At 40.7% G+C, this 13,425-nt stretch carries 10 protein-coding genes; all 10 read right to left on the bottom strand.

Annotated features, from left to right (window positions below; translation table 11 throughout):
- Positions 1–41 precede the first annotated feature (41 nt).
- The gene (gene spoIIGA / locus NSQ72_RS07315; RefSeq protein ID WP_039178359.1) at positions 42–971 is read right to left on the bottom strand and encodes a sigma-E processing peptidase SpoIIGA; all 930 of its coding nucleotides are present in this window, start codon (positions 969–971) and stop codon (positions 42–44) included.
- A 250-nt stretch (positions 972–1,221) separates the two neighbouring features.
- Positions 1,222–5,538, bottom strand: coding sequence for a S8 family serine peptidase (locus NSQ72_RS07310; protein ID WP_445285740.1), 4,317 nt, complete (start codon positions 5,536–5,538; stop codon positions 1,222–1,224).
- 303 nt (positions 5,539–5,841) lie between these two features.
- Complete coding sequence (gene ftsZ / locus NSQ72_RS07305; protein WP_024424252.1) at positions 5,842–6,987, bottom strand: cell division protein FtsZ; 1,146 nt, start codon at positions 6,985–6,987, stop codon at positions 5,842–5,844.
- Between the two features lie 33 nt (positions 6,988–7,020).
- The gene (gene ftsA / locus NSQ72_RS07300) at positions 7,021–8,343 is read right to left on the bottom strand and encodes a cell division protein FtsA (protein ID WP_024424253.1); all 1,323 of its coding nucleotides are present in this window, start codon (positions 8,341–8,343) and stop codon (positions 7,021–7,023) included.
- A gap of 159 nt (positions 8,344–8,502) precedes the next feature.
- Positions 8,503–8,871 (bottom strand): small basic family protein, encoded by a 369-nt coding sequence (locus tag NSQ72_RS07295; RefSeq protein ID WP_341083691.1) that lies wholly within the window; start codon positions 8,869–8,871, stop codon positions 8,503–8,505.
- On the bottom strand, positions 8,871–9,596 hold the full coding sequence (locus tag NSQ72_RS07290; protein WP_039178351.1) for a DUF881 domain-containing protein: 726 nt from the start codon (positions 9,594–9,596) through the stop codon (positions 8,871–8,873). The genes NSQ72_RS07295 and NSQ72_RS07290 overlap by 1 nt, the downstream gene beginning before the upstream one ends.
- A gap of 20 nt (positions 9,597–9,616) precedes the next feature.
- Positions 9,617–10,306: a DUF881 domain-containing protein gene (locus NSQ72_RS07285; protein ID WP_039178348.1), complete on the bottom strand. Its 690-nt coding sequence runs from the start codon at positions 10,304–10,306 to the stop codon at positions 9,617–9,619.
- Entirely contained in the window at positions 10,303–11,082 is a 780-nt protein-coding gene (locus NSQ72_RS07280) for a cell division protein FtsQ/DivIB (RefSeq protein WP_341083688.1), read from the bottom strand. Before NSQ72_RS07280 ends, NSQ72_RS07285 begins: the two co-directional genes overlap by 4 nt.
- Before the next feature lie 127 nt (positions 11,083–11,209).
- A complete protein-coding gene (gene murB, locus NSQ72_RS07275; protein ID WP_047202109.1) occupies positions 11,210–12,121 on the bottom strand; it encodes a UDP-N-acetylmuramate dehydrogenase in 912 nt (303 codons plus the stop codon).
- 31 nt (positions 12,122–12,152) lie between these two features.
- Positions 12,153–13,247, bottom strand: a complete 1,095-nt coding sequence (murG, locus tag NSQ72_RS07270) for an undecaprenyldiphospho-muramoylpentapeptide beta-N-acetylglucosaminyltransferase (RefSeq protein ID WP_039178340.1) — start codon at positions 13,245–13,247, stop codon at positions 12,153–12,155.
- Positions 13,248–13,425: the final 178 nt, after the last annotated feature.

Here is a 13,425-nt window from a genome sequence, read left to right as displayed (position 1 = left end):
ATGTCAAGTTGACCTCGTAAGATAAAAGACATCACCAAAACTTAAGACACCCCTTGGATGATTTTTCCGTCTAACATATCTGGATGAATGATGGATTGAAATTCCTGATCTGCTGATAAACCGCTTAGACTCATGCCTACAAAACACTTGGCTGGCTGGATCATATGTGTTTTTGAATAAATGATGACCGTATCTGGTTTTAAGCATAGAAGAAACCCGTGATCATGACCGACCGCTCGATATGGAACAAGTCTTAAACGATCAAGAAGCGGAAATCGATCATCTAGCTTTTGCATCACTTCAACAGGATGAGACTGCTTCATAAGCTCTATAAAAGGCTCTCCGCAAATGGACATGAGCTGATCGGCCTGAACAATCATCACAGGTGTTTTCGTCATAGGATCATACAGCTGATTGCCAGAATCGACGAGTCCCTTTAGCCGGATGGTCTCTCCGTGAATGTGTATCTCCACAAGTACTTGTTCATCAAACTGTCTTTTTTTCGCACCGACCTCTCCTAATCTTTTCTTTGAAAAGAGCCAAATCGCAGGAAAGCCAGTTAAAACGAAAAGCCAGCTAATGGGATCACCAAATCCATCATTTTGTGAAATCAGCAGCCCGTTTTGAATAACAGTATTGGTTTGTAAAAACGAATGAACCCCGATCATGCCTCCTCCCATCAAAAATGTGACAAAGTAAAAAGCAAACAGGTTTTGAAAAAAGGAACGAAATCTTTGAAATCCAAAAGTTGCAAGCACGATCAAGACAGAAAAAAGCAGTTTGCCTAGAGGGTGTGACACAAACATTGCAAATGGTGTAAAGAGCAAGAGAACAATGCTCGATCCAATCAGAGCTCCTAACATATATCGCCTTTTTTTTACTTGTCGTTTGAGAATAAATGCAGTGAGTAAGAGAAGCAATAGATCAAAACAAAAGTTTAACAGCCAAATCACATCTAAATAAATGACCACCTTCTGCTCCTTTCATCTGAAACAAAGAATCAAAAGCAGTACTTGCACTTGTTTGTACCAGTATAAAACAGCCATGAGATGGAAGTCTGTCAATTCTTGTTGGGGATGATAGAGAACTTTTGGTGGATTGTTATTGTTTTTGTCGAGGAATGAGAGCGCAAAGCAAGGGAGTGTGCTCCTGGACAAGCCTTCAAACAATTGTTCGAAATGAAAAAGACACGCTCCTAGGAGTCGTGCCTTTTTTCAAGGGTCATTTTTCATTGATATTTAATGTGCCTGGAGCCTTTTGTCGTGTGATATTTCCATAATCATCCCGCACAATCACTTCAATGACTGCACCTTTTGCTTTGGCGGTAGAAGTAGCTGTCCAGTAGCCTTCATACGTTCCGTTAGCTACCTCGCGAAGCGGCAGCTCTGTTGTATTTTGCAGCTTTGATCTAACGTTTGTCAGCGGCATATGAATGACAAACGTTGCGTCTAACTTTTCTCTGCTTTTAAATGAAATTTTAACAGACTCACCTGATGATAGATTGACATTCTCTGCTGGTGTCAGCTTCGAAATTTCAGGTGTTTCGTATTGAACATCGATATCGACTTTTTTAGTCGTTTTGTTTCCTGCTGCATCTTTCGCTGTTACTTTGATCGTATTTTTCCCGTTTTCAAGCAGTATTCTTGCAGAATATTTCCCATCTTTTATTCCTGCCTTTTTTCCATTCACAGTGACTTGATCAAGATGATCATCCGTTACCTTTCCTTCTACAGTGAGAGATTCTTTGTTAGACTTTTCCCCTTTTTTCGGTGTATCTATCGTTAACGCCGGGGCTGTTTGATCAATGATCACCTTTACTGATTTGGATTTTTTCGTTGCGCCTTTATCCGTAACAGTAGCAGCCGTGAATACATGCTCTCCGCTTGAAACTGTGACCTTCTCTTTGAAAACACCTGACTGGTCTGCTTTCACTTTGGCAACCTCTTCATCATTTTGATAGATCGCTACATCAAGACCTGGAGAGGCTTTTCCTTCAATCTCCAGTTCATCTTTGTTCGTGATCGTTCCTGCTTTTGGAGACGTTATTTCTGGTACATCTGCTTCATATTGGACAAGCGCACGAATCATATAATTTCCCTCTTCTTTTGGAGAAGGAGAAAAGGCACCGCTTGTCAGCTGCCAGCTTCTTTCAGCATTTGGTCCATCTTCATCTGTTGCAAGGCCTGGAGATTCCGTATTCTTTTTCGTTTGAATATAGACAAGGTAGAAATCTCCCTCCACCGTAATGGCTAGATCTACTAAATCTACTTTTGTCCATTCACCATTGCGCAGCGCATTCGCTTTGAAAGGTCCAGCGATTTTCTCACCTGGAGCGCCGTCCTTCCCGGACGCATCATACACTTCAACCGCAAATTCATTCCCGCCAGGGGCTGGCCACTCTGTTGTCCAGAAACGGAAAAGCCCACCTGTGACTTGCGCTTGTTTCTTCCCCTTTTCTAATGAAAATTTCACCGCCCAGCCATTGCCAGGATCATAGAACGCCCGCGCATTTTCAGCTGTTCCGTCATCGTAGCCAATTTCGCCAGCAAAACCGATGAAAGGTTCAAGCTTAATTGCTTTTTCAAGCGGCTTTTCTGTCACATCCGCTGTAAACGAATATCCTTTAAACCCTTTCGCAAATACTTTGACTGTATACACACCGCTCAATGCCTCTAGAGAAAACTCGCCAGATTCATCTGTTTTGACCGGCTCAATTTTCGCATCTTCTACAAGATAAACCGTGGCATCCTTGACTTTTTCACCCGTTGTTTCGTTTACAATTGTGCCGGAGATCGTTCGTTTCTCAAGTGGCTGCAAAGAGAAATTCGCCTCTGTCGTGTCATTTGAGGAAATATTGACTTTTTGGGTGCGTGATTCAAATCCATATGCTTCAGCTTTCACTGTAAACTCCCCTGCACCATGAGAAAGCTGATATCTCCCTGTCGCTTCATCTGTGTACGTGGACTTGCCGCTTTCAAGAACGCTGATTTCTGCCTTCATCGGAAGAGCTTTGATAGACGGAGCATCTAAGCTTTTTTCCTTTTTCATCTGGACATGTTTTTCTTTTATTTTAGCAGGCTTTGCCCTTTTTGGATCGACGGGTTTCTTCTGCTCCTGTGCAGGCTTTTCTTTTTTGATGATGCCAAGTTGTTTCTTTGCCTTTTGAGGCAGAGCTTGATCTGTTATTTTCACATCATCTAAATAAAAACCGTCTTTTGTCACACTGCCATCCGTTCTGAGCTGAAAAATAACCCTCACATTTTGACCTTTGTAGGCCGATAAATCAACTTCTCCTTTTGTCCATGCACTTGTTTTACCTGTATAGGCTGCCACCTGGACAGCATCTTCCCCCTCAGGCTGCACATGAATATGCACATAGTCATAATTTGCTTCAAGGTCATGCCAGTATTGATATTGTAAAAAGGAGGAGCCTGACTCAGGTACAGCAATCATCGGCATGGATAAATGAGCATCTGTTTGATTTTCATAAGGACTGTCTAGGTTCGTGGCGTAGACATGATCTCCAGTAAAGGCTTGTTTCGGACCTGTGGTCGGCTTTCCCCACTGCCAAGGATCTTTTGTTCCACCACTGAACCATCCACTAGGCCACGCTTCAAAATCTTGCGAGTAGCCAGTCGTGATGGATGTTTTAATCGGAAGCGTATACGGTTCTGATGCGGCTTCATTTTCTCCAAAATCTTTCACAATCCATCGGTACGTGACGTTTTCTCCCTCAAGTTCTGGCAGCTGGACAACATATGTCCCCTTTAAATGATTTCCATCCGTACGTTTTGCTTGCAGCGTCTCCCTTTTCCCTTGATCCACTTGATAGCTCAAGGAGACATTTGTCACAGCTACTTCATCTTCGGCTGTGATGCTTAGAGGAGTTGGCGTAGAGGCAAAAATTTCATTCGGTCCTTTATGAGAAAAAACAGGTGGTTCTGTATCTTCTCCTTCTTTTGTTACCTGTCCTTCAATCTTGCCAATTCCATCTGTTAATGCTGTGATCGCCTCTCTTGCATCAACTAATCCTGCCCCATAGCCATTGTTAGGGGATTCCGGGAATTGCTGATCTGTCAGCGGCTTTGCAGTATCAATGAGAATTTCTTCGATCTCTTCCACAGACAGATCTGACTGTACTTGGCGAAGAAGAGCCACAACAGCTGAAACATGCGGACCTGCCATCGAGGTTCCATTCCAGCCATCCTCATACCCTTTTCCAGGTATAGAAGAACGAATGTTTACCCCTGGGGCCGCAATATCTGGTTTCATGACGCCATATGGAGAGGGACCTTGCAAAGAGAAAGAACCCAATTTGTTGTTTTGATCTGTTGCACCCGTCGCAAAGGCTTCTGGATAGTTCGCAGGATTTGCAATAGATCCCTCACCGCCAGGGTTAAATAAATCCGTATTACCAGCTGAAAACTCTGGGAAGATGTCTGCCGCTCTCCAAGCATTGACCACATCTTTATACCAATCATCAAGACCAGGCCCGCCGCCCCAAGAATTATTCACTACGTCAGGTGCCTTTTCCGGATGAGGGTTCCCATTTTCATCTTTTGGGGCTAAAATCCATTCACCTGCGTCAAGCAGATCAGCATCTGATCCACCATCTTCTGAGAAAGCTTTCACCGCAATCCATTTTGCACCTGGTGCGACGCCAATTTGATTCTCTCCATTTGGCTCAGAGCCAACCATCGTTCCCGTCACATGTGTACCATGCTCTAAATCATCGTATGGCGTTTCAGAACCTGTCGTTGCATCGTACCAATTGAATTCATGTGAAGGTTCATTCGGACGTGCAGGATCAAATCCGCGGTACTTTTCTTTTAATGCAGGATGATCCCATTCCACACCTGTATCAATACTTGCCACAACGGTACCAGTACCGTCATAGCCTAAAGCCCATGCTTCCGGGGCATGAACTTGAGAAATATTCCACTCGATTCCATCTGCTGCTTTGATTTGTTTGTTCGGCTTTGAAGTCTTCAAATCAACAGGACGATGAATTTGACGGATTTCATTTGGCAGTACTTGATCTACTTCTGGGAAGGAAGCAACCTTTTCCATGACTTCTTTCGTTCCCGTCACAGCGAGACCATTCACAATATAGTACGAATGAATATCCTTCACTTGCTTTTTCTTTTGTGCCTTTTGTAAATAAGCAAGCAGCGCTTCCTGCGTCTCTTCAGATGTTGCTCTTAGTTCTGATACAACAGCTGATCTTTTTGTGTACTGCGTTTTAGCAGCTGTTAACTTCTGTTTTTTGGCTTTTGACACAGCATCCTTCGCCACTTTTTTGACATTTGTTTGTTCCTTCATTTTGACTAAAAAGGTCACCTTGTCTTCTTGTTGAAACTGTTTCATTAATCTAGATGAGATCTTTGCTTTTGTTTTCTTGGAGGAAACAGCTTCCTCTTGATATGAGGTAGAAGTCGATTTTGCTTGAACCATCCCAAAGCTTGTCATCGTTAAAGTACCAATCACCAAAAGACTCATCAAACGATAGCCGGCGGTTTTGCGAAACTTCACTTTCAATCAAATCCCTCCTCCTCAAATGGTCAAACAGAGTGCGGGTCTCACTCCTCCCTTTCCTTTGTTCATGACAAGATTCATGGTGTTCTATTTAATGTAGTCAAATAAAGATCATCATTTTGTCGCTTTTTGTAATAGGATTTAAAAATGATTCTTTTTACTTAATCACCCTAAGCCAAAATACACATGTTAAATGAAGTGATCCAGACACATTCAAGACTTTTTATTCAGAAGAGATGCTGGTTTGATTATATTTGAGACATGAAAAAAATCCCCTTCCAATGGAAGGGGATGAGTGATACTCGACTAGCGTTTATTACGATTGCGCAAGAAAGTTGGGATATCCAGCGTATCATCGCTAGATTGTGTATTTTGTCTCGGCTGAGATGATGGCTGCTGATGTTCCTCACGTTTCACTTCACGCTTTTGAGGAATGGATTGATTTTGCTTTAATCCTTGTCCTAATGGATTTCTTTGTGGTTTTGTCACTTCTGGCTCTTGCTCAATAAATCCAGTTGCGATAACCGTCACCACAATTTCATCCTTCAAGTTATCATTAATGACAGACCCGAAAATCATGTTTACATCTTCGTCAGATGCAGAAGCAACAATATCCGCTGCTTCTTGTACCTCATAAAGACTTAGGTTCGTACCACCAGTAATATTCATGATGACACCTTGTGCACCATCGATTGCCGTTTCCAGAAGTGGTGAAGAAATAGCTTTCTTCGCAGCTTCAGCAGCACGATTTTCACCAGTTGCGACACCAATACCCATAAGAGCAGAACCTTTATTAGACATGATCGTTTTCACGTCAGCAAAGTCAAGGTTGATTAAACCTGGTGTAGCAATAAGATCTGAGATCCCTTGAACACCTTGTCGTAGTACGTTATCTGCTGCACGGAATGCTTCAAGCATTGGCGTGTTTTTATCAACAATTTCAAGCAAGCGATCGTTTGGAATCACAATTAATGTGTCAACTGCTTCTTTCATAGAAGCAATTCCTTCTACTGCTTGAAGCTGACGTTTTCTTCCTTCAAATGTGAAAGGACGAGTCACGACTCCAACTGTCAATGCACCAGAATCTTTTGCGATTTTTGCAATGACAGGTGCAGCACCCGTACCAGTTCCACCGCCCATACCAGCAGTTACAAAGACCATGTCAGCGCCTTTTAATACTTCTTCAATCTGTTCTTTGCTTTCTTCAGCAGCTTTTTTACCGACTTCAGGATTCGCACCTGCTCCAAGCCCTCTTGTCAGCTTAGCACCGATTTGCATTTTCGTTTCTGCTTTTGATAGATTTAACGCCTGTGCATCTGTATTAACTGCAATGAAATCGACACCTTGTACGTCATTTTCAATCATTCGGTTGACAGCGTTATTTCCGCCTCCACCTACTCCGATTACTTTAATTGATGCTAGGCCGTCTATATTTGTTTCAAACTCCAACATGCTGAATCCTCCTAATCCGTCGAAAATCTAATTCTATTCCCAGAACATATTAAATAGTTTTTTCATTTTGCCCGGTTTTTTATTTGTCTCTTCTTGTGCTTTTTGTTTTACTTTCGGTCTTGGCTGCGCTTCTTTCACTTGTGGTGCAGAAGAAACCGGCTCCATGGATGCGCCTACTTCATGAAACGCCTCATCCGGCATTTGGAATCCAACCTGTCTGCCCTGAATCTTTGCATTGCGATAAGCAAAGTGGATCAGACCCACTCCTGTCATATACTGAGGTTCTCTCACCCCAATATAATTCGGACTTGCAATTCTAACATTGTTTTGCAAGACCGTTTGTGCAAGAGAAAGGATACCTGGTATAGCTGCCTGTCCACCTGTTAGAACGAATCCGCCAGGCAAATCATGGACACCCATATTTCTTAATTCCTCTGCCACAAAGAGCAAGATTTCTTCCAGCCGAGCTTCGATGATATTGGCCGCTTCAAGCTGTGTATACGTCTGTTTCTGATCGGTACCGATGACAGAAACTTCAAATGTTTCCTCAGACGATGCCTCATCATAAAACGCATGTCCAAATTGTTTTTTGATTCGTTCAGCTTCTTCAGTAGAAGTTCTAAGTCCTATAGACAAATCTTTTGTAATGTTCTCTCCGCCCAAAGGGATACTGTGAGTAGAATAGAGATGCCCGTTTTCAAATACGGAAATCGTTGTAGATCCGCCGCCAATATCGACGAGAGCTACCCCTAGATTTTTTTCATCTTTCGATAATGCTGCTGAGCCCGATGCGAGCGGCTGCAAGCAAATATCCATAATTTCAATTCCAGCTCTCTCTACACATCGGAGCCAGTTATGTAGAATCGTTTTAGAACCTGTAATTAACGATCCATCCACCTCTAGCCGAACACCAAGCATTTTTTTCGGATCAGTGATCTCATCTCTTCCGTCGACGATAAATTGCCTCGGGATGACGTCTACGACGAGATGTTCTTGAGGAATAGATACTACCTGTGCAGCATCTAAGACACGTCTCACATCTTCAGCATGTATTTCTTTGTTTTCACTAGATACTGCGACCACGCCGCTCGTATTCTGAATATGAATGTGGTTTCCGTTAATTCCGACAATCGCCTTTTGTAAAGGAAAACCTACCATTCTTTCAGCCTGTTCAAATGCTTGTCTAATAGAATGAACTGTCTCATCTATATCAACAATCGATCCTTTTTTTAACCCTTCTGAAGGGACATTTCCAACACCTATAATGTTAAGCGAATCATCCGCCATTTCTCCGACGATGACTTTTATATTGGATGTACCGATGTCAAGGCTGACGTAAATTTCATTGTTGTTCATTCTATGGCACCTCCTCACATATCAATACTTTCTATTCTATTATTTGCTGAACAACAATACAATGAATGTGTTTTTACAAGTGTGTAACAAAACTTAAAAAATCAACATTTTTTATTAGGATTACTGAAAATATTCGTTACATCATATGTATATCCTTTTTTATGACTCACTTTTTTTCTTTTTTTCTCTAGAAATTGTCCATTTAGTTAGTAGAATTCTTCGAATAACTGCTATATTTTGAAACAATCTAACGCCGAAAGCAAACATTCCGACTAAGTACAAGTCTACACCAAGATGGACGCCCAGAAAAGCTAAACTTATTGCAAGTATAATATTAAAGAAGAAGCCTGATACAAACACTAGTTCATCGTATGCCTCTTGCAGATGTGCCCTGATTCCACCAATCAATGTATCAAGTGCAGCAAGTACAGCGAGGGAAAGATAATTAGAATACTCATTCGGTATCGTAAAATTTGTTAAGAAACCGATCGCAACTCCTATGATTAAGCCAAGTACAGGAAGCCACATTAAGATTTTCCCTCCTTTACATCGTCAAGAGGCTTCAACTCGTTTACCTGAATTGCACCGTCATATGCTTTTAATTGAATTTGTTGCTTTGGCTGGCTAATACTCAAACCGAAATTTTCCTGAGCAAACAAATCACCAATATCTGATACATTTAAACGGCTGTATAATTTGTCGGCCTGGTCGCTGATCATCTTGATGGTCACTTCATCACCATCTAAGCTGTAGCCATCCATTTTCGTCGTGCCATTAATATCTCGAATCACACTAGTATTAATCACACGGTGGTCATTAATGGAAATATGCTTTGCTCCATACATATTGGCTTCGTTGATTAACTTTTTCAGAAGATCAGGCGGGATATTTTTCACTTCTTCTCCAGTCAGATCCTTAGAGAAGAGCTGAGAGATGTCAACTTCTATTCCCTCCCCTGTCACTTCTGTAAAACCAGCCTTTTCTTTTAAATCTTTTAATGTTTTCGTTAGTTGAGCTTCTTTTGATTGATCACCTTGATGACCATACTTTTTCAGCATTTCATCATATTTATCAATTTCTTTCAGTAAATCCAATTCTTTACTTTTAGACGCAGATAAATCCTCTCTTAGCTCCCACACATCGCGAGTATCACGAACTTTGGGCTTTTGCAATGAGTTAAATTGGATGGAGACCATGATGCCGAATATCACCATTAAGACTGTCAAACTAAGTAAAGGCTTCTTTTTCCTCAACACCACTCACCTTTTCACTTTTAATCTTTGTGTTTTAAAAGAGGATTCATACGAATATCCTTTTTTTCAATCGTCATCGAAATATGATCACTTGTCAGCTGATCGACCACTCCTCCTGCAATATTTAATGCAGGTATTAACACAGCCGGATCACCGATAGCAGAAATGACAAACGGCGCTGGATGCTGTACACCGTCAACTGTGACAACTGGGCCGTTACAATGTATGTATGATTGGTGTGTAATTCTCTGTCCATTAATAGATACGGCAGAGGCTCCTGATATAAATAGTTCGTTTATCACATGAAAAATGTGGCTCTCATGAACAATGTAATTATTGACATTTTGTCCACTCGGGATATAAGATGCATCTTCAAGGGATACTTTTACCCCTTTTCCTTTTACGCCGATCTCTCCTGTAAACATCCTGTATTTCTCAACATCTTCCAATACATTAAAATACTGCTCTTTTTCATTTTTCAAATTGGACTCAGTGGCTTGAACCTGTGATTGAAGGCTGTATAATTCTTTTTCAAGTTTCTGATTCGCCTTTTCTTGCTTTGTCAGCTGACTTTTCAAGGAGTATTCTTTTTTCCATTGCTCTGTGCGAATGACCTCTGCCTGATGCTGTTTAGTATATTGGTATGAAAAAGAAATCAGAAAACCAAGAACAAGCATTACAATTGAGAATATAACTGTTTTGCCTCTCAACGTTCATCTTCCTTTTTCTCAGATTTAAACGCTTCAAAATACGTCGCGACTTCCATATGGATTGTGCCTTTTTCAGAAGGTGAAAGTTCTTTTACAATGGCAGGATAAGTTTTCATTTTATCAGCGAATGTTTTAATTGATGCAATCACAGTGTTCCCATCATTCATATAAAATTTAACGAGCCATTGGTTTGAGCTTGTCGGCACATAATATATTTCAGAGATGAGTTCCTGAATAGAGGCTGGCAGCTGATTTAAAGATCTTACAGTTTGCTTCAGCTTCTCTTTATTGTCCCAATCCACAAAAATAGGTCCTGCATGACTTGGTGTGACTTCTTCTGGTAATGCTGTCCCATTTTCAAGAAGCTCATAGTATAGATTTCCCTTTTGAAGATACGCAATATTGGCATATTCTTTGACAGCAATACTGACCTTATTCGGAAAATGTTTTTTGATACTAACACTTTTAATCAGTTTGTTTTGTTTAATATGATCTGCTGTTAAATCTTTATTTAAATTCCAAAACTCTGTTTCGCCTTCTTTAATTTGGGAAAGTTTCACAAGTTGTTTTGTAGGGACATGCTCGTTACCCGTAATAGTTAAAGAAGAAATTTTACTGATTGGTGTCTGCAAATAAATAATGATTAAAACCATGATAAAAAACAGTAGAATAAAAGAGATTAGTCTCCGATTCGCTTTCTGCTTCCTTTGTTCTTTAATTTTAGGAATTCGTTCTTCTATATTGACGATCTTTTCATTTTCATGATCAGGCCGCATGTATATTCTTCACCCCATTCAAAGCTGCTTGTCCACACCTTTGGGTCATCATTTTGATGAGAAAACAAACGGCATTCTTTCATGCCGTTTGTTTTCCTGTGATGCCATCATTCATAAAAACTAGTTTTTAATTTGCTTCACCGATAATTTCTACTTCTGTATGCATATCTACATTGTAGTCATCTTTAATTTTCTTTTGGATGTATTGAATTAAGTCCAGCACGTCTTGAGCAGTAGCCCCGCCAGCGTTCACAATAAAGTTGCCATGCATATCAGAGATTCTTGCTCCGCCAATTTGGTACCCTTTTAAATTCGCTTTTTCTACAAGCTGTCCTGCATATTCAGGCAGCGGATTTCGAAAAATACTTCCGGCACATGGTCGATTGTAAGGCTGTGTTTCCTTACGATAGTCTTTATTTTGCTGCATTTTCTTTGTGATTTTCTCGCGATCATCCTGTTTGAGCTTAAACACGGCCTCGAGAACAATGCCTGGTCGTTCCTTTTGAAGGACAGATGTTCTATAGCTAAAGTTCATCTGCTCATTTGTTAGCCACTCGATGCTTCCATCTTCAAATAAGATTCTCGCTTTCACAAGGATCTTACTGATATCAGATCCGTGCGCACCTGCATTCATATAAACAGCGCCGCCAATAGATCCCGGGATACCAGCTGCAAACTCCAGCCCTGAAAGACCCTGCTTACTAAGAGACGTTGCAAGCCTTACAACAGAATAGCCGCCGCCAACTGTAATTTCTTCATCATTTATAGTTAAATGATCAAGTCCAGCGCCTAACTTCAGGACAACGCCACGTATTCCTTTATCAAGTACGAGTAAATTCGATCCTCTCCCAATAACCGTCCAGTCCGCGTGGTGTTTTTTTATCTGATCCATGATCGTTTTAACTGCATCGATATCTTTAGGAACAATCAATAGATCTGCCGGCCCGCCTATTTTCATTGTCGTATGATTTGCAAGCGGCTCATTTTCAAGCACTTTACCGACTTGCGCTTCTAATAATTCATTCTTCAAGTTCTCCATATTACCCTCCGCCTTACCTAATATCATTCCATCATGTAGTCGTAATTTCTTTTAATACATTATATAAACGTCCAGCCGCATCTGGTACTCCCAGTTCTTTTGTTAAGCGGCTCATTTCGTTTAATTTTTCTTCATTACCAGCAATTTCATCAATGGCATGAAGGAGGCTCTCTCCAGAAAGCTCTGATTCTCTTAAAACGATTGCAGCGTCATGCTTTTCTAATGATCTTGCATTAATTTCCTGGTGATTTGCTGTCACGTATGGGCTTGGAATAAAAATAGTTGGGATTCCAAGGGCTGTCACTTCAGCGATCGTTGTGGCACCTGCTCTTGCAACAATCACATCAATTGATTTCAAGTACTCCGGCATTTGGTGCAAGAAAGGCTTTGTGATCATATTAGGTGCTGCATCTTTTTCCTTTAGTTCGTTCAGCACTTTTTCATAATGAACCTCACCTGTGATATATAAAAGCTGATAGTTCTTAGCCTTTAATTCATTTTGCATGTCAATGACTGCTCTATTAATCGGTGCAGCCCCCCGGCTCCCGCCAAAAATAAGAACTGTTTTTTTCTTTTCATCCAGCCCAAACTCTTTAAGAGATTTCCCCTCTTTTATAGAGACGACTTCAGAGGCTCTAGGGTTTCCCGTAAATACAACCTTTTCAGAAGGAAAATGTGCCTTTGCTTCTTCAAAACAGATGGCTACCTTATCAACATATCTCGCCAGAAACTTATTTGTGATTCCAGGCAGACTGTTCTGTTCGTGAATAATAGTCGGGATTTTCAGCTTAGAAGCTGCATAAACAACAGGGCCGCACACATAACCACCTGTTCCAATGACCGCATCTGGCTTGAATTCTTTTAAGTAAGATTTACTTTTTTGAACGCCCTTTAGAAATCTCATCACCGTTTTTACGTTATCAAAGGAAAGCTTTCTTTTAAAACCTGAAATTTCTATGGACTTGAAAGGGATATTTTCTCTTTCTACAATTTTCTTTTCAAGTCCATTTTCAGTACCAATATATAAAAATTCTACATTAGGATGCAGTCTTTTCACTTCTTTAATAAAAGCTAAGGCCGGATAAATATGTCCGCCTGTTCCGCCTCCACTGATTACTATACGCATTATACCATTTCCCCTCAATTTTTTTCTGCTCTGAACAAAGTATAAACCCTGTTTTAAACAACAGGGCTCCGTTAAAACCTGTAAAGAAGAGTCAAAAAAACATGTTTTCAATACGAAAGCTGTCTTTTTCACTCTTCAAATCATTTTTTTGTACTTTTGCAAAATAAATGTCATCATG

This window comes from Bacillus sp. FSL R5-0659 (assembly GCF_038008785.1).
GTDB classification, from domain to species: Bacteria; Bacillota; Bacilli; order Bacillales; family Bacillaceae; genus Bacillus; species Bacillus safensis.
The sequence above is the reverse complement of the archived record's forward strand: the minus strand, read 5'-3'. Positions and strand labels throughout refer to the sequence as shown.